At 68.9% G+C, this 18819-nt stretch carries 7 protein-coding genes and 1 other annotated feature; of the genes, 6 read left to right on the forward strand and 1 reads right to left on the reverse strand.

What is annotated here, in order from left to right; all coding sequences use genetic code 11:
- Positions 1-27: 27 nt before the first annotated feature.
- Complete coding sequence (locus HL653_RS19660) at positions 28-699, reverse strand: A24 family peptidase (protein WP_253718159.1); 672 nt, start codon at positions 697-699, stop codon at positions 28-30.
- 161 nt (positions 700-860) lie between these two features.
- On the opposite strand from HL653_RS19660, the gene HL653_RS19665 reads away from it, so the two are divergent.
- The 6 genes from HL653_RS19665 (at position 861) to HL653_RS19690 (ending at position 18804) form a co-directional block, all read left to right on the forward strand.
- Positions 861-3926: a CHAT domain-containing protein gene (locus HL653_RS19665; protein WP_253717131.1), complete on the forward strand. Its 3066-nt coding sequence runs from the start codon at positions 861-863 to the stop codon at positions 3924-3926.
- A gap of 1 nt (position 3927) precedes the next feature.
- On the forward strand, positions 3928-5973 hold the full coding sequence (locus HL653_RS19670; RefSeq protein ID WP_171746010.1) for an adenylate/guanylate cyclase domain-containing protein: 2046 nt from the start codon (positions 3928-3930) through the stop codon (positions 5971-5973).
- Complete coding sequence (locus HL653_RS19675) at positions 5960-6718, forward strand: hypothetical protein (RefSeq protein ID WP_253717133.1); 759 nt, start codon at positions 5960-5962, stop codon at positions 6716-6718. The genes HL653_RS19670 and HL653_RS19675 overlap by 14 nt, the downstream gene beginning before the upstream one ends.
- 87 nt (positions 6719-6805) lie before the next feature.
- A complete protein-coding gene (locus HL653_RS19680; protein WP_253717135.1) occupies positions 6806-8584 on the forward strand; it encodes a ShlB/FhaC/HecB family hemolysin secretion/activation protein in 1779 nt (592 codons plus the stop codon).
- 26 nt (positions 8585-8610) lie between these two features.
- Positions 8611-16905 carry a hypothetical protein gene (locus tag HL653_RS19685; RefSeq protein WP_171746012.1) on the forward strand — a complete coding sequence of 2765 codons (8295 nt, stop codon included), beginning with the start codon at positions 8611-8613 and terminating at the stop codon, positions 16903-16905.
- 276 nt (positions 16906-17181) lie between these two features.
- Positions 17182-17237: a sequence feature (sul1 is cis-regulatory element that is thought to sense ions involved in sulfur or methionine metabolism; They are found in Alphaproteobacteria), on the forward strand.
- A gap of 73 nt (positions 17238-17310) precedes the next feature.
- Positions 17311-18804: a SulP family inorganic anion transporter gene (locus tag HL653_RS19690; RefSeq protein ID WP_171746013.1), complete on the forward strand. Its 1494-nt coding sequence runs from the start codon at positions 17311-17313 to the stop codon at positions 18802-18804.
- Positions 18805-18819: the final 15 nt, after the last annotated feature.

Here is an 18819-nt window from a genome sequence, read left to right on the forward strand (position 1 = left end):
TTGCTTCGCTGCGCTCGCAATGACGATTCAGATCAGCGCGATCCACCCGCCCCACGCCGCGACCGCCAGCAATGTCCCCAGCGGCAACCGATCCAGCGCCCCCTTGCGCGCGGCGATCGCCCAGACGATCCCGATCGCGCAGGCGCCCAGCACCACGAAGGGCAGAGCGCGCCACCCCAGCCACGCGCCGATCGCGCCGACCAGTTTCGCATCCCCCTGCCCCAGCCCGACACGCCCCCGCGCACGCCGATAGACGAAGGCGATCGACGCCAGCGCGGCATAGCCCGCCAGCGCGCCGATGATCCGGTCGGGCAGCGCCGCCGGACCGATCGCCAGCCCGATCAGGCCCAGCGGCAGCGTCAGTCGATCGGGCAGCCAGAAATGGTCGCGATCCAGCAGCGCCAGCACCGCCAGCCCCCAGCCGAACAGCGCGCCCGCCACCCCGACCGCATCCGGCCGCAGCCAGAGCGCGACGAAACCGATCGCCGCGCACAACGCCTCCATCGCCGGGTGGCGCGGATCGATCGCACCGCCGCACGCCGCGCAGCGTCCTCGCTGGAGCGCATAGCTGGCCAGCGGCACCAGCCGCCACGCCGGGATCGTCGCCCCGCATCCGTCGCAGGCGGAGCGCCCGCGCGCGATCCCCCGCCCCGCCGGCCAGCGCAGCGCGAGCGTCGACAGAAAGCTGCCGGCAACCATACCTAGCAATAAAGCTGCAACCGAAACGGCCCAGCGGTACGTATCGTCTGTCATACGATCAGAGCGGCCCTCGACATTTCGCGCGGTTGGGGGCACGCGATATTCCAGAGTCGCCGGGGGGCATAGGCGGCTTGGCACAGCTTGCGCGCGGGGGAGCGGCGATGTTGCGGAGGCTCATTTCAGGCGCGACCCTGATCGCGGCGGGATTTTCGTCCGCCGCGGCGATGGCGGCCGCGCCCGTGCCGGTGATCCGCCCGAGCATCGCCGACAGTTTCCGTCTGGGATCGGGCGGCTCCAGCCTGTGCCGCGTCCAGAGCCTCGCCACCAGCAAGGTGGCGCAGGGCATGTTCGATCGCAGCTACGCGATCGCCTGCCGCGATGCCGCCACGCCCGTCGGCGAAATTCACGTGATCCGCCCCAAAAGCGGCGAGGATGCGCTCGCCCGCCTGCCCGCCGTGACGTGCGAGGCGCCGACCACGCAGACGCTGCCCGATGCGGGTGAGGCGCAGATCGCGACCTGCCAGGGTGCGCAGGCGGACGTGCCGCTGCGCCGCACCGTGATCCGGCGGCGCGGCTATGTCTATGTGGCGCAGGGGCTGGCGGGCTATGACAGCGCGCTGACGCTGGCGCTGCGCTCCGTCGTCGCGGATCGATCGCTGCCCGGCGAAGTTTCGGTCGCCGTCACCGAGGCGGGCGACGCCGCCGCCTTCGCGCGCGTGCAGGCGGGCAGCCTCGATCTGGATCAGGCGCTGGCCGAGGGCTATCGCCGCAACAATGGCGGCAATTATGCCGAGGCCGCCGAATTCTTCGACACATTGCTCCAGCGCCGTTTCTCGTCCTCGGATCCGAACCGGCGGTATGGCGAATATGTCGTCAATCGCGCGCTGCAGAAATCGAATCTCGGCGAATTCGCCGAGGCGGACGCCCTGTTCGCCGAAGCGCGCCGCATCCCGACCGCCGATCCGGTGGAGCTGCGCCTGCGCCGCAATCTGGAGGCTATCAATCATCTGAACCAGGGCCGTCTGCCGGCGGCGCTGGCCGTCCTCGCCAGCCCGGTCGCGCCGATCGGCGGGATCGAGGTGACGCCCGGCCAGATCGATCGCGCGACGGCCGCCGCGATCAACAGCGAAGGCCCGTTCGCCTCCGAACTGGGCGTCGGCGCGGTCGCCACGCTCACGCCGGAAGAGAAAGCCGCGATCCTCGATGCGCAGGCCATCTCGATCCGGGGCAGCATCTATCGCCTGCAGGGCAAGAATGCGCAGGCGCGCGCCGCGATGGACGAGATGCTGGGCAAGATCGCCCGCATCCGCAGCGGCAATATCAGCTCGCTCACCCGCCTGCGCGCGCAGGCCTTGTCCGAAATCGCGCAGATCGACGAGAGCGAGAAGAATATCCCGCGCGCCGAGGCCGGCCTGCGCCAGTCGCTTGGCATTCTCGACGCCGAATATCCCGGCTCGGCCGCCGTGAACGCGGCGCGCGCTCGGCTGGGCGCGTTCCTGTCGCGCACCGATCGCGTGCCCGAGGCGCTGACCCTCTACCGGCAGGTCGTCGACACGATGATCGCGAACGGCGGCGCGACGGCGGGCTTCGAGGGGCTGCTGGCGCCCTATTTCACGCTGCTCACGCAGCAGATCCCGAACAATCCCGCGCTCGCCGCCGATTTCTTCGGCGCGGCGCAGACGCTCCAGCGCCCCGGCCTCGCCGAGACGCAGGCGATCCTGACGCGCGAGCTTTCGGGCGGCGACGATGCCGCCTCGGCGCTGTTCCGCCAGTCGGTGACGCTGGGCCGCGAGATCGAGCGCCAGCGCATCACGCTCTCACGCCTCGCCGCGATCGAGACGCCGACGCCCGAACAGCAGACGCAGATCACGCAGGGCCGCGAGCGCCTCGCCCAGTTGCAGGCCGATCAGGTCGGCATCCAGTCCCGCCTCGGCGCCTTCCCGCGTTATCGCGTCGTCTCGGGCCGCATCTCCTCGCTGCCCGAACTGCAGCAGACGCTGAAGCCGGGCGAGGCCTATTGGAAATTGCTCGTCGTCGGCGGGCGCATCTTCGGCTTCTTCGCCAGCCAGAGCGAAACAACCGCCTGGGCGGTGCCGATGGATGCGCCGGCGCTGGAAAAGACGGTCGATGCGATCCGCGAAAGCATCGCCACCACGGTCAACGGCCAGCTGGAAACGCATCCGTTCGATGTGGTGAAGGCACGCGCGCTCTATGTCGCGCTGGCCGGACCGCAGGCCGCCGCCTTCCCCCGGGTGAAGCATCTGATCTTCGAGCCCGACGGCGCGATGCTGCGCCTGCCCGCGAACCTCCTCGTCACCGAGCAGGCGGGCGTGGATGCCTATCTGAAGCGTGCGGACGATCCCAAGGGCGATCCGTTCGATTTCCGCGGCGTCGCCTGGCTGGGCAAGACGATCGAGATCTCCACCTCGGTCAGCCCCCGCGCGTTCGAGGATGTGCGCCGCACGCCGCCGTCGGCCGCGAAAAAGCAATATCTGGGGCTCGGTCACAATGCGCCCGTGCCCGCGATGGTGCAGCTCACCTCCTTCACACCGCCGCCCGCCGGGCAGCTCGACTGCAACTGGCCGCTCGCGGCGTGGAGCAATCCGATCTCGGCGAAGGAACTGTATCTGGCGCAGAAGGTGATCGGGAAGGACGAGGCCGAGGTCATCACCGGCGAGGCGTTCAGCGACGCCGCGATCCGCGACGACAAGGCGATCAACCAATTCCGTATCCTCCATTTCGCCACGCACGGTCTGGTCGCGGCGCCGCATCCCTCCTGCCTCGCGCGCCCGGCTTTGCTCACCTCCTTCGCGCCGAAGAATAGCGACGGCCTGCTGAGCTTCGTCGAGATCTACGATCTGAAGCTCGACGCCGATCTGGTGATCCTGTCCGCCTGCGATACGGCGGGCAGCGCCTCGGTGGATGCCACGCGCGAGGCGGGCGTCACCTCGGGCGGCGGCCGCGCGCTGGACGGCCTCGTCCGCGCCTTCGTCGGTGCCGGCAGCCGATCGGTGCTCGCCACCCACTGGCCCGCGCCCGACGATTATCGCGCGACCGAGCGGCTGATCTCCGGCCTGTTCGAGGCACCGCCCGGCACGCCGATTTCGGAAGCGCTCCGGGAGGGTCAGGTCAAGCTGATGAACGAGGCGGATACCTCGCATCCTTATTACTGGTCCGCCTTCGCGCTGATCGGCGACGGCGCCCAGCCCGTCCTGCGGACCCGCTGAGATGGCGACGACACCCGCCGACCAGAACGACGCCGCCGAGATCAGCTACGGCACCGCCGCCACGCGGATCGCGCGCAAGGTCGGCTGGCGTCAGTTGATCGGCACCGCGATCGTATTGCTGATCGCGCTGATGTTCGCGCGCTACAGCTGGCATGTGCCGCTCGGCGTGGATGCCGAGCGCGCCTTTTACGACGTGCGCCTGCTGATGACGGCGCCGCGCGTGCCGCAGGATCCGCGCATCGTGATGGTCGTCTATACGGACGAGACGCTGGAGGCGACCGCGCGCCGCTCCCCGCTCGATCGCAGCCTGCTCGCCAAGGCGCTGACCAATCTCGACAAACTGGGCGCCAAAGGCATCGGCATCGATATCTTGATCGATGAGGAGCAGCCCGAGGATGCCGAGCTGATCAAGGCCTTTCAGGGCATGAAGACGCCCGTGCATCTGGCCTTCGCCGCCAATGCCACCAACGGCGTCTATGTGCAGCCCTGGCAGGAATCGTTCATGCGCGATTTCCTGGCCAAGCTGAAGCCGGGCAACGTTCACCCCACCTCGATCCGGATCGAGGCCGATCCGGACGGCGTGATGCGGAGCTGGCCGAGCCGCCCGCCCGGCCTGCCGCCTTTGCTCTCGAACGCGATGGCCAGGGGCGAGCCGAAGGACGATCCGCGCTTCCTCACCTATCATGGCAGCCTGCTCTATCGCCTGCCCCAGCGCACCGATCGGCCGGTCTTCTCCAAGCTGCCGATCGATCTGTTCGCCTTGCCCGAGGCGGCCGAAATGCTGCGCGGCCAGATACAGGGCCGCTACGTGCTGATGGGCGGGGACATCTCCGACGTCGACCAGTTCGACACGCCCGCCACGCGCCTTTCCAAGGCCGGCGAATCCGGCACCACCACCGGCCTCGAAATCCACGCGACGATGCTCGCGCAGGAACTGGACGGCCGCATCCCGCGCCACATCGCGAACACGGCTCTGTGGGGCGCGGCCTTCCTCGTCATCGTCGCCGCCGTGCTGGCCGGCTTCACCGAGCTTTCGGCCGCGCGCAACGCGATCGTGATCGTCGGCTCGGTCGCCTTGCTGGTGGCGACGCCGCTGATCCTTCAACGCGCGGGCTTCGATACGCAGGGCCTGCCGATGTTCGGCTGGCTTGGCGGCTGGACATTGGCCTTCATCGCCGCCTCCAGCGCGGGCCGCGCGCTCGCGTCCGACGAACGCCGCTTCGCCCAGTCGGCGCTCGGCAAATATCTGCCGCCGGACGTCGCCAAGCAGATCCTGCGCGATCCCGACAAGCTGGCGCTCCACGGCGAGCAGCGCGAGATTTTCGCGATGTTCACCGATCTGGAGGGCTTCACCCAGCTTTCGTCGCAGATCGCGCCGGCGATGGTCGCGCAATTGCTCAACCGCTATCTCGATCTGCTGTCGGCCGTGGTGCTGGAGCATGGCGGCACGCTCGACAAGTTCGTGGGCGATGCCGTGATCGCCTTCTGGGGTGCCCCCATCTCCCGTCCCGACGATGCCGATCGCGCGATCCGGGCGGCGATGGCGATGTACGAGGCGGGCGAGCGTTTCCGCCGTGAAGCGCCCCCGGGCGTGCCGCCGATCGGGCGCACGCGCGTCGGCGTGCATATGGGCGTCGCGATCGTCGGCAATTTCGGGGGCGAGGGCCGCATCCAATATACGGCGCTGGGTGACAGCATGAACGCCGCCTCGCGCCTCGAAAGCGCGAACAAGAAGTTGCTGACGACCCTGCTCATCAGCGGCGACGTCGTCGCGCGCTCCACGCTGAAATGCGTGCGACCGATGGGGCGGATCACGGTGCGCGGCCGCTCCGCGACGCCGATGACGATCTATGAAGCGCTGCCCGATTGCGATCTCGTCCAGGCCGCCGCGCTGACGAAGATATTGGAAAATTTCGATCAAGGGGATGCGGACGCAATTTCGTCGCTTCGGACGATGATTTCGCAGAACCCGACAGACCTCGCTCTCGTAAATCTGTTAGAACGTCTTGAAAGAATTGGCCCGGGAGGCAGCTATGCGCTCGATTGACATCCGTTCGCCGCGATTTGCGGCACTGTTCCTGCTGGCGGCGGCCGTTGCCACCCCTGTTTCCGCCGCGACCTTGGTGGTCCGGTCGGCGGGTCCCTCGGCCGGGGCCTATCCTCCGGGCAAGGTGCTGCAGCCGAGCGCGAAGCTCGCGCTGAAGGCCAATGACCAGGTCACCCTGCTTGACGAGCATGGCACGCGCACGCTGCGCGGCCCCGGCAGCTTCTCCGCGACGGCGACCGCCGCCGCCGACACCGATACGGGCAACACCGCGCTCGCCGCGCTCACCTCGCAGCGGGGCGATCGCCGCGTCCGCATCGGGGCCGTGCGCGGCGTCGAGGCCGAAACGGGCCGTCCGCCGAACATCTGGATCGTCGACGCGTCGCGCGCGGGCACGGTCTGCGTCGCCGATGCCAGCTCCGCCAATCTGTGGCGGCCGGGCGCGGACCTGCCGACCAAGACGATCATCGCCAGCGCCACCGGCGCCGCCAAGGCGACGCTCGACTGGTCGCCCGGCCAATCGGTGCAGGCATGGCCATCCAGTCTGCCGATCACCGAGGGCGCGCGCTACACGCTGACGACGGGCACGGGTGCGCCGGTCGCGATCACGCTCACGCTCAGCGGCAAGCCGGAGAGCGATGTGCAGGCGATGGCCTCCACCCTGATCGCCAAGGGCTGCACCGCGCAGCTTGATCAGCTGGTGGAGACGACGGCGGCCGCCACGAAAGCGAGCAGCGGCGGAGAGTAATCCGCCTGCAACAATAGCATGACGGGGTGATGCGCGGCTGGGAGGCCGCGTTTCCGGGGAAAGCGAATGCGGGGTTTCGGGGGTTTGGTGGGAGGACGTCTGACGAGGGGCGCGGTGGCGTTGGCCGCCTGCGCCTCCCCTTCGGCATTGCTGGCGCAATCGGCGCTGCAGGCGCCCACGCGCGAAGCGATCGAGCGCGCGGCGCCGCCGCCCGAAGCCGTGCCCCCCTCGAAGCTCACCGTGGACGGCGGCGTCGAACGTGCGCCCTGCCCGCTCGCCGAGCCGCGCTTCGCCGGGCTGACGGTCGACTTCAAGGGTGCCGTCTTCGACAATCTGAAGGGCATGAAGCCCGAGGATCTGGCCTCCTCCTACGAGGATTTCGTCGGCAAGAAGGTGCCGCTCGCCACGATCTGCGAAGTGCGCGACGCCGCCGCCACGATCCTGCGCCGCGCGGGCTATATCGCCGCCGTGCAGGTGCCGCCGCAGCGCATCGCGGCGGACGGGATCGTCCATTTCGATGTGCTGATGGCCAGGCTGGTCCGCGTGCAGGTGCGCGGCGACGCCGGCAAATCCGAGAAACTGCTCGCCGCCTATCTCAACAAGCTGACCGAACAGCCCCTGTTCAACGAGAAGGACGCCGAGCGTTACCTGCTGCTCGCGCGCGATCTGCCCGGCTATGACGTGCGCCTCACCCTGCGCCCCGCCGGCACCGCGCCGGGCGAGGTGGTGGGCGAGGTGATCGCCAGCCGCATGCCCTTCATGGTGACGGCCAACCTCCAGAATTACGGCAGCCATCAGGTCGGCCGCTGGGGCGGGCTGATCACGGGCCAGGCCAACGACGTGCTGGGCTATGGCGACCGGCTCACGCTCGGCCTGTTCCAGAGTGTGCAGACGCGCGAGCAGACCGTGCTGCAATCGGGCTACGACATCCGCGTCGGCGGTGAAGGCCTCACGATCGGCGGCCGCTTCACCTATGCCTGGACGCGGCCGAGCGTGGGCCAGGGCGATCCGCTCAAATCGCGCACGCTCGTCGCCTCGCTGGAGGCGACCTACCCCCTGCTCCGCTCGCAGACGGCCAATATCCGGTTGAGCGGCGGCGGCGATCTCGTCGATCAGGATCTGCGCTTCACCAACGTGCTGCTGACGCGCGACCGGCTGCGCGTCGGCTATCTCCAGCTCGACATGGCCGCGGCCGATCCGCGCAGCATCCTCGGCGGCCGTGCCGGTTATTCCAGCATCCTGCCGCGCTGGCGCGTGTCGGGATCGTTCGAGCTGCGCCGCGGGCTCGGCATCCTTGGCGCGAGCGAGGATTGCGGACCGGGGCCGCTTTACGCCGCCTGCGCGGCGGGCGTGTCGCTCAGTCGCATCCAGGCCGATCCCACCGCCACCGTGATCCGCTTCACGGGCTTCAGCGAGGTGCGCCCGCGCCCGAACATCGCCTTCGCGTTCAGCCCCCGCCTGCAATATGGCTTCTCGCCGCTGATGAGCTACGAGCAATATTCGGGCGGCGCCTATACGATCGGGCGCGGCTACGATCCGGGCGCGATCATCGGCGACAGCGGCGCCGGCTTCTCGATCGAGGGCCGCTACGGCGCGCTCCTGCCGCGCAGCCGCACCAGCTTCGCCTTCCAGCCTTACGCCTTCTTCGATGCGGCCTGGGTGTGGAACCGGCGGGTGCTGGTGGCGGAGAATGACCCGCTCAAGCTCTATTCGGCGGGCGCGGGCCTGCGCGTGGCGTACGGCGATCGCGTGCGGCTGGACGTCACCGCCGCCGTGCCGCTGAGGAAGGCTCCCAACGATCTGCAGCGCGGCGACACGCGCGTGATGGTGTCGCTCACCACCCGTCTCATCCCGTGGGGCAAGTGATGCGACATTCCGACCCGAAGCAGCGCATGATGTCTCCGGCAACGGCCAAGCGCCGGCGCAGGCTGGAGCTTTACGCCACCGCCTCGATCGCAGGCCTGAGCGTGGTGATGGCCCCGCAGCCGGTGCGCGCGCAGGCGATCAACGCGAGCGGCGTATCGCGCTTCAACACCAATGATGGCGTGAACAGCGCCACCGTCATCAATTCCGGCACATCGACCCTGATTCAGGTGAATTCGTCCAAGGCGATCATCGACTGGACGCCGAACAGCGACCAGTTCGTCCTGCCGGGCCGGACAGCGACATTCTACAACACCAATTCGGGCGGCTATACCGTCCTGAACGTGATCGCGAGCGGCACCACGCCGATGCGGTTCGACGGCACCGTCGAATCGCGCATCGGCAGCACGACGGGCGCGATCGGCGGCAATGTCTGGTTCTACAGCCCCGGCGGCATGATCGTCGGCAGCACGGCCAGCTTCAACGTCGGCAGCCTGCTGCTCACAACGCTCAACCCCGTTTACGGCACCAATCCGGGCGACACTTTCTTCGACTTCAACGACGGCACGAACGGCGCGAGGATCACTCTCCAGACCGATCCCGCGATCTTCGGTGCCGGCAACAACAATACCAGCCAGATCTCGATCGCGGGCAACGCCGCCATCCTCGCGCAGAGTTATGTCGGCATCGTCGCCCCGCGCATCGTACAGACCGGCGGCAGTATTCAGGCCGGTGGCGCGATCGGCTTCATCGCGGGCGAGCAGGTCAATCTCGACATCGCATCGAATGGCGGCCTGTTCGGGATCAGCATCCCGGTCGGCACCAGCTTCACGGGAACGACCACGACAGACGCCGCGATCGTCAAGAGCGGCGGCAATGTCGGCACGGATGCAACGGGCGTCGGCGCAGCCTCAACCGCCTCGAACGGGCGCAAGATCTATATGATCGCGGTGCCCAAGAATGATGCGGTCACGATGCTGCTAACCGGCGGCGAGATCGGCTATGGCGCCAGTTCTGCCACCGCCACCACCGACGGCATTGTCCTGCTCGCCAGCGAGAATGCCGGGACGTCCTTCGATGGCAGCGGCGATCCCAATCCGCTCCTGCTTCCCACCAATGCGAACACGACCGGCGCGATCAAGATCGGCGGGCAGACAGCGACCGGCACCATCGGCTTCAGCAGCAGTCTCACGGCGATATCGTCCAATGTCATTGCGGAAGCCGACGCTGCGAACCTGCGCTTCGATGGTGACACCACGTTGCTCGGCGGCCTCGCCTCCAGTCTGACCGTCGCCAGTGGCGTCGCGGCGACGGCCAACCGCGACCTGACGATCCGAAGCGTCGGCGTGGACGTGAACGGCAGCACCATCGGCGGGATCGCCTCCGTCACCGTCGATGCGGGCGGCACGCTGCGGATCGATGCGGGCCGGACTCTGACAATCGATGCCGGCAGCCTCGGTGTCGACAATTTCGACAGCGGCACCAATAGCGGACTGGGCGGAAGCGTTACCGGCGGCGACGCATCCCTCATGGTCAGCGGCGGCACGCTCGAAGGGCTAAACACCGGCGATGTCGGCGGTTCGGTCGACCTTCGAGCGGACGGCGTGGGCGGCCAGGGCGTCTTCGGGGGCGGCGACGGCACCGGCGGATCCGTGACCGTGGCGATGAACGGCGGCTCGGCGCACGTCACCGAACTTCAGATGTCGGTCTACGGAGCCGGAGGCCAGGGGCCTGCAAACGGCAACGGGGGCACGGCGACCCTCACCGCCACAGGCGGAGCCCTCACCGTCGACGGCAATCTTTCCATCGACACCTATGGCCTCAACGCCAGCGGCAATCGGGACGGGAACGGTGGCGGCGTCACGATCTCGACGGCCGGCGGCGGGCCGATCATCGTCGGGGGCAATTTCGGCAGCATCTCCAACGGCCTGACCAGCATTACCGGCTCGGGCACCACCACGCCGGCGATTCAGGCCGGCCGCATCGGCATCCAGTATAGCAGCCTGTCCGCCAGCAACGCATTTCTGGACGCGACCGCCAGCAACGATTCATCCGGCACTATCGATATCGCGGGCGTCGGCGATCTTCCGGGACTGCGGCTGCGGGCCGTAAACGGCATCTCGCTCAGTTCCGCCTCCGGTATCACCATCAGTGATGCGAGCGTGACGGTCGACGCGCAGGATGACGGCGAAGGCAATCTCGATACGAATCTGGCCTATGTCCTGGCCAATGCAGGCAGTTACGAAGGCCCCCTGAGCGGGACTTCGTCGCCCGACGCCACGATCGCCATCAATGGCCCGATTCGGGCAAACGGCCAGATCCGGATCAATGCCAGCGGTTCGATCGACATCGCGGCGACCGGCTCGATCGTGACGGACAACACTCTCCAGATCGGCGCTGGCGGCGATCTGCGCATCGCGGCCCTCGCAGTGCTGAATGCCGGCGCCAACCGGATCAACCAGACCGATACCGGCATCGATATTTCGGTGGGCGGCGACAGCAACAGCACGGATCCGGTTCACAGCCTGATCAGTGCCGGGACCATCAACGCGAACGATGCGCCACTCAGCATCTATGCCGACGCGTTCCAGACGCAGAACGGCTCGATGACAGGCGGCGCGGTCACGCTGGGCCTGACCGGCAATGGCACCATCGGCGACGATGACGGCGGCCAGTTGCTGACTACCTGCTCCGCCGGATCGATGTGCCTTGGCGGAGTCAGCGCCTCTTCGCTCTTCTTTATCGATCGCAGCAACCTTCAGCCGCAGACGGTTTGGCTGGCCGGCAACATGACGGTGCCGACGCTCGACATCCACGCCACGAACGGCATCCTGCTCGGCCAGAATGGCGGGCGCGACATCACCGTGGCGGGCCTCGCGACGCTGGATGCGGGCACGGGCTCGATCCTCGCCACGCCGGGAGCAAGCGGCACGATCGCCGCCGCCTCGATGCAGCTGATCGGCACGGATCTGGTCGCGCAGCTCCACACTTTCCGCACCACCAGCGGCGATCTGACGATCGACGTCACGCGCGACGTGCAGGCGGCCGCCTTCGATGTGTTCGGCCAGCTCGGCCATACCGGCCAGCAGGGCTTCCAGGCGGATCTTCTGCTGGATGGCAGCTTCTTCGCCGGCACCTCGCTCTCCGTCGGCACGGGCAACGTGCTGATCGCCGCGCAGGGCATCACGATCGGCCGGCTGGAGATGGCGGACGGGAGCACGCTCGATCTCGAAGCGCAGTCGGGCCCGCTCCAGTTGCTCGATGCCAGCACCAGCCGGCTCGGCACGATCGCCAGCGCGCAACTGCGCGGTTTCTCGGTCTCCGTCGGCGCGCTCACCACCACCGGCGACGTCACGCTGAACGCGGCCGCCAGCGATCTGACGGTCGACGATCTGGTGGCGGGCGGCATCATATCCGCCACCGGCAATGTCGTCAGCCTGCGCTCCAGCGGCGCGATGACCGTCTCCTCGCTCAGCGCCGGAGAAGGCGGTGCCGAGCTGATTTCGGCGGGGGATCTGAGCATCTCCACCGCGTCCGTGGGCAGCGCCGCCAGCTATGCCAGCACGGGCGGCAACGTCTCGATCGGCCAGGGCTTCGCGAACAGCGCCACCACGATCAGTGCCGCGGGCGGCGTCACGATCGGCACGCTCTCGGCGGGCTCGCTGGACATCACCGCGCTCGGCGGCGGCATCGCGGCGGACAGGCTCTATTCCGGCGGCGGGACGAACCTGGCGGCCACCGGCCTGATCGATCTGCCCGTCTTCCTCTCGGCCGGCACGATCCGCGCCGTGGGCGGCGGCGTGCGGATCATCACCGATCCGATGGGCGATACGGCCGCCCAGTCGCTCAGCTTCAGCGAACTCGGCTCCATCGGCGGCGACGTGATCGTCAGCTCGCTCGAGAATATCGCGATCACCGGCGGCAGCGTGATCGGCGCGGCGACGATCACGACGAGCGCCCAGCTCGGCCTTTCGGACTTCACGGCGACCGGCGACCTCGCTTTGTCCAGCATCACCGCCAACAGCGTCTCCAACATCGCCGGGCGCAATGTCAGCATCATCAACAACAATGGCATCACCGGTCAGGGGCTCGTCGCCAGCGGCACCACCACCCTCACCGGCGGGCCGGGCACCATCTCGATCTCCGGCCTGGAATCGGCCGGGGGCATCACCGTCGACAGTCGCAACATCATTTTGTCGTCACAAGGCGATATGGCCGTCACCCGCGCCACCGCGAATGGCAGCCTGCAGCTGACGGCGGGCGGCACTCTCACGATCGCCACCGCATCGAGCGAACAGGATTCGATCTACACCAGCGTCAACGGCAGGATCACCGCGCAGAGCCTGTCTTCGGGTGGCCCGGTGTCGTTCGGTGCGCCGGGCGCCGTGACGGTCACGAACCTTACGACCAGCAGCAACGTCTCGATGGACGTCGGCAGCGCGCAGATCGGCTCCACCGGATCGCTGACCTTCGCCAACGCGATCGGGCGGACGGGCGGCATCAATCTCTCGGCACAGGGTGCGCTCACCGTCGGCCCGGGGCGCGGCGCGGGCGACAGCAGCTTCACGGCCGGCGGCCCGCTGAGCGTCACCTCGTTCACCACCACCGGCGATCTCGCGCTGCAGGGCACCACGATCGACGCCTTCACCAGCCTGTCCGGCCGCAACGTCAGCCTGACGGCGATCACGGGCAATCTAGCGGGCCAGACGCTCGGCGCCACGGGCACGACGACAATCTCCGCACCGGGCGAGATCAGGGTTGGCGCGCTCACCTCGGCGGGCGCGGTCACCGCGACCGGCGGCAGCGTGGTCCTGACGAGCCCCGGAGCGCTGACCTTCGCCAACGTTTCCGGCAGCGATCCCAACGGGCAGGTGACCCTCACCGCGAATGGCGGCAGCCTGACGATCAACGCGATGACCGCGCCGGGCTTCGTCACCCTGGCGTCCAGCGGCGCGCTCACCCTGCCCTCCTTCGCGGCCGGGCTGGGCGTGGACCTTCGCGGCGCCTCGATCCTGTCGACCGGCGCCATTTCCGGCAGTTCGGTCATTGCCGCCGCCAGCAATGGCGATCTCGCGATCCAGTCGCTGACATCGGCGGGCCTAACCTCGCTGGTCGCCACCGGCACTCTGTCGATCGCGTCGCTCACCTCGGCCGGCACGGTGCAGGCGGACGGCGGCAGCATTGCGATCGGCTCGCCCGGCAGCCTCATATTCGACGGTCTGATCGGCAGGTCCGCCACCGGATCGGTCACGATCACGACCGCGCAGGCGCTGACGGTGAACGGCGGCATCGCCCAGGGCTCGGCCACGCTGAACGCCGGCACGGTGCTGACCGCCCCGACCATCACCGCGCTCAGCGGCGATCTGACGCTCACAGGCAATACGATCTCCGCCTTCACCGCCATCGCCGGGCGCAATGTCAGCCTAGCGGCGGCGAGCGGCAGCATCAGCGGGCAGGCGCTGAACGCGACCGGCACGGTCTCGCTCACCGCGCCGGTGAATGTCTCGGTCGCGGCGCTCGGCGCGGTCGGACCCGTGAGCGCTACTGCACGCGGCATCGCGTTGACGGCCCCCAACGCGATGACGGTCGCCAACGCCACCGCAGGCGCCGGTGGCATGACGCTCAGCGCGGCCAATCTCCTCACCGTCAACAATGCGAGCAGCGCCGCCGATCTGGTGCTGACCAGTGCGAATGGTGGGATCACGATCGGCACGGCGCAGGCCGCCACCGGCGTCACGCTGACGGCCCCCGGCGCGATCGCCGTGACCGGGGACCTGAACGCGCCCACCGCCAGCGTGCGCGGCGGATCGGTGGCGATCAACGCCACGCGCGATCTTGTCTTCTCCTCGCTTGTCAGCAGCAATGGCGACGCGGTGGTGCGCACGAGCGGCGCGCTCGCCGTGAATGGCGGCAGCAGCAGCGGCGCCACCAATTTCTCGGCCGGCGGCGCGCTCGGCCTTTCCTCCTTCTCCACTGGCACGGACATCACCCTGTCGGCGGCGAGCCTGCCGACCTTCACCAATCTCTCGGGCCGCAACATCAGCCTGACCGTCACCGGGGGCGATCTCACCGGCGGCACGCTGATCGCCAGCGGCACGACCAGCCTGTCCGCCTCGGGCATCCTGTCGATCACCGATCTGCGCTCGACGGGCGCGGCGACGTTGAGCGGCGGCACCGTCAATGTCGGCTCCACCGGCACGCTGACCGTCACCCGCGCGACGGCAGGCGACGGCGGCCTGCGCCTGCGCGCGGCGGGCACGCTCTCGGTCGCCAACGCCGCCAGTTCGGCTGGCGTGGACCTCGCCAGCACGGGCGGCGATCTCACGCTCGGCACGATCACGATGACGGGCACGCCCGCCGGCATCACCGGGCAGGCGGTGGCGGGCACCTCGCCCCTCACCCTCGCCTCGACCGGCACGACCACGCTGAATGGCGACATCACCGGCGCCGGCGCGGCCACGATCAGCGGCGCGGGCCTGATCCTGAACGGGCTGATCGACGCGAGCGCGATCTCGCTCGCCTCGCAGACGATCGCGGTGGGCCCGGCGGCGTTGATCGGCACGCTCGCGCGCACCGGCACGGTGGCGTTCGTCAACACCGGCACCGGGCGCAGCTTCATCGGCGGCACGGGCAATGCCAACGGCTATTCGCTCGACGCGGGCGCGCTCTCGCGCATCCAGGCCAGTTCGGTGACGATCGCGCTGCCGCGCGCCGCGACCAGTTCCACCGCGACGCCGGATGTCGTGATCGGCGGCTTCACGCTCTACGGCACGGGCGCCGCAGCCCCCGCCGGATCGCGCCAGAATCTGGGCACGGGCCTGCTCACCATCTCCACGCCGGGACAGGTGCAGGTGACGGGCCCGGTCCTCCTCGCCAATCTGCCGGGCACCACCACGGGCGGCCTCGCCATCCGCGCGCTGGGCATCGACGTGGTGACGCCGGGCGGATCGATCATCCAGACCAATGCGGCGGGCGCGCCCGCTGGCACGCTGGATCTGGATGCGCGCGTCGTGCGCGTCGGCAGCGCGGCCGCGCTCGCCAACGTCGGCACGCTGGATACCGCCACCGCGCGCGAGGCGCGGCTGGCGCAGAATGACGGCAATCTGAGCGAGACGGGCTGGCTGAGCGCCAACACGATCCGCTTCGCTTATCCCAGCGGCATTTCGGGCGGAAGCGGCATCGCCGCCATCTATGTGCAGAATAGCGGCGGGGCGGCCGCCTCGGCCCGGCGCGGCGTCACCACCGGAACCGGCGGGATCGTCATCGCCGATTTCCCGACAGGCGATCAGCCCGAAGTGTTCATCAACGGGCGCGGGCGCGACGCGACCGGCACCTTCGTGACCGGATCGGCCTTCCTCGCCAGCATCTCGCAGACGGGCGCGGGAGCGGGCGCGACCGACGTGCTCGTCAACGGCTGCGTCCTCTCCAGCGGCGCCTGCTCGGGTCAGAGCGTGGCCAGCACGCTGATCAGCCAGCTGGTGCCGCCGCAGGATCTGGTCGGCGTGATCTCCAGTGGCAGCGACGGCGACGACGACGAGGATTCGAACAAGCCGGGCGATCCGGTACCGAGCAAGGATCCCCAGTCGCTCATCCAGATGGCACCGCCCAACCCCGAAGCGGACACTCAGAACAGCGACGATCCCGTCATCGGCGCGGGCAATGACAGCCTGTGGAATGGCGGCGGCGGGCCCGGCGGCGATGCCGGCGGCGCCTCGCCCTTCGACACCACGATCGGCGTGGGCAACGATGCGGGATCGCCCAACAGCGACGCGACCAACGCCAACGATCGCCCCGGCGCGGGCGGCAGCAATGGGGGTACGGGCGGGCCGCAGCAGCCGGGCGAGCGCGCGCCGGGCGTGAACCCCTCCACCGAAGGCGGGCTCGGCATCGGCAATGATGCGGGGGCCGGCGGCGAACAGCGATCGGGTGCGGCGGGTGCCAATGCCGGTGCGGGCGTGGGCATCACGACGCCCGGCACCTCGCCCACGCCCGGCGCCTTGCAGAATGGCGGCGGCGCGATCGGCGTGGGCGGCGATGCCGGCGGCGGCGCGGGCAATGCCAATGGCGGCAGCACGCTGCCGGGCGCCACGCAGGGCTCGACTGGCGGCACCACCAATGGGGCCACCAACAATAATGGCCGCCCGAACGGTGGCGCACCCGGCCAGACCACGCCCGGAGGCGAGGCGACCAGCACGGGCGGCGATGCGAGCGGCAACGGTTCGGGCACGGCGGGCGCGCCCGGCACCCCCGGCTCGGCGGCCACCACCACGCCGGGCACGACCAACAATAACAACCGCCAGACGGAGCAGACCACGCCGCGCTAAGGGGGCAGGCGATCGAACTTGCTGTTTCATTCTCCCCCGCCAGGGGGACGAGTCAGGCTTCAGCCTGACGGAGGGGGAGGACGGGGGGTCGGTCGCTAACCTCCCCCTCCGTCGCCTTCGGCGCCACAGTGTCGGGGGAGGATGAGAGAGGCTGGCGGATCAGCATCGCAGGAACGGAGCGGCTTCCCGCCTTAGGTGCCATGCTCGCTCCGTCCCTTGGAAAGGGACGACAAGGTTGCCCTTTCCGTCCCTCCCCGTCTAAAGTCCCCTCAACCGCAAGGACCCGGTGCAAATCCGGGTGGCTATCCCGGCCGCCGATCCGCCGGGCAATCTTCGCATGATCCGTTTCCGAAGCGCCCTCACCCGCGGACGGCGGCGGCATGCGTTGCGTGCATGACAGTCCCTATGACCCCAACATTGTCCCGTTTCCGAACCCAGTGGTTCGCCGACGCCGCCGAGGCGCGTCGCGACATCCTCGCCGGCATCGTCGTCGCGCTCGCGCTCATTCCCGAGGCGATCGGCTTCTCCGTGATCGCGGGCGTCGATCCGCGCGTCGGCCTCTACGCCTCGGTCGCGATCGCGATCATCATCTCCCTGCTCGGCGGCAGGCCGGCGATGATCTCGGCCGCCACCGCCGCCGTCGCCGTTGTGGTAACGCCCCTCGTGCGCGATCATGGCGTGCCCTATCTCTTCGCCGCCACGATCCTGATGGGGCTGATCCAGATCGGGGCCGGGCTGCTGCGGCTGGATCTGCTGATGCAGTTCGTCTCGCGCTCCGTGATCACCGGCTTCGTCAACGCGCTGGCGATCCTGATCTTCATGGCGCAGTGGCCGCAACTGATCGGCGTCAGCTGGCACACCTATGCTATGATCGCGGCCGGCCTCGCGATCATCTATCTTCTGCCGCGCCTCACCAAAGCGGTGCCCTCGCCACTGGTGGCGATCCTCGTGCTGGCGGTGGCGAGCATCGCGCTGGGCCTCCCCGTCCGCACCGTGAGCGACATGGGCAAGCTTCCGCAGGGCCTGCCGGGCTTCGCCTGGCCAAACGTGCCGCTCACGCTCGATACGCTCCGCATCATCCTGCCTTATTCGCTGACGATGGCGGCGGTCGGCCTGCTGGAATCGATGATGACCGCGCAGATCGTCGACGACATGACCGATACGGAGAGCGACAAGCGCCGCGAATGCATGGGCCAGGGCAGCGCGAACATCGTCGCGGCCCTGATCGGCGGCATGGGCGGCTGCGCGATGATCGGCCAGTCGGTGATCAACGTCACGTCGGGCGGGCGCAAGCGCCTCTCCACCTTCGTCGCGGGCGCCTTCCTGATGTTCCTGCTCGCGGTGCTGGGGCCGATCGTGGGCCGCATCCCGATGCCCGCTCTGGTGGCGGTGATGATCATGGTGTCGATCGGCACGTTCAGCTGGAATTCGATCACGAACCTGCGCCGCCATCCGCCCACCTCCTCGGTGGTGATGTTGGTGACGGTCGCGGTGGTGGTGGCCACGCACGATCTGGCGCGCGGAGTGCTGTGCGGCGTGCTGCTCTCCGGCATCTTCTTCGCGGGCAAGGTGCGCCGTATGTTCACGGTGGAGCGCACCGAAGGGGCGGACGATGCGTCCAGCCTGTATCGCGTCAGCGGGGAGATCTTCTTCGCCTCGGTCGATCGCTTCACCCGCGCCTTCTCGCCCGAGCAGGGCCGCCCGGTCACGATCGACGTCTCCGCCGCGCACTTCTGGGATATTTCGGGCGTCGGCGCGCTCGACAAGATCGTCGCCCGGCTGCGGCGCGACGGATCGGAGGTCAGTGTGATCGGCTACAACGCGGCCAGCGCCGATCTGGTCGATCGCTTCGCGCTGCATGACAAGACCGGCTTCGAGCTGGGCGCCGTGCCGCACTGAATCGGGTTGGATGGC

Source organism: Sphingomonas sp. AP4-R1 (assembly GCF_013113735.1).
Taxonomy (GTDB): Bacteria; Pseudomonadota; Alphaproteobacteria; order Sphingomonadales; family Sphingomonadaceae; genus Sphingomonas_I.

What these genes read in the sequence shown, in the direction of transcription:
- HL653_RS19670 (WP_171746010.1), top strand. Translation starts at nt 3,928, where the DNA reads ATGGCGACGACACCCGCCGACCAGAACGACGCCGCCGAGATCAGCTAC.
- HL653_RS19660 (WP_253718159.1), bottom strand. Translation starts at nt 699, where the DNA reads ATGGTTGCCGGCAGCTTTCTGTCGACGCTCGCGCTGCGCTGGCCGGCG.
- HL653_RS19665 (WP_253717131.1), top strand. Translation starts at nt 861, where the DNA reads ATGTTGCGGAGGCTCATTTCAGGCGCGACCCTGATCGCGGCGGGATTT.
- HL653_RS19690 (WP_171746013.1), top strand. Translation starts at nt 17,311, where the DNA reads ATGACCCCAACATTGTCCCGTTTCCGAACCCAGTGGTTCGCCGACGCC.
- HL653_RS19685 (WP_171746012.1), top strand. Translation starts at nt 8,611, where the DNA reads ATGATGTCTCCGGCAACGGCCAAGCGCCGGCGCAGGCTGGAGCTTTAC.
- HL653_RS19675 (WP_253717133.1), top strand. Translation starts at nt 5,960, where the DNA reads ATGCGCTCGATTGACATCCGTTCGCCGCGATTTGCGGCACTGTTCCTG.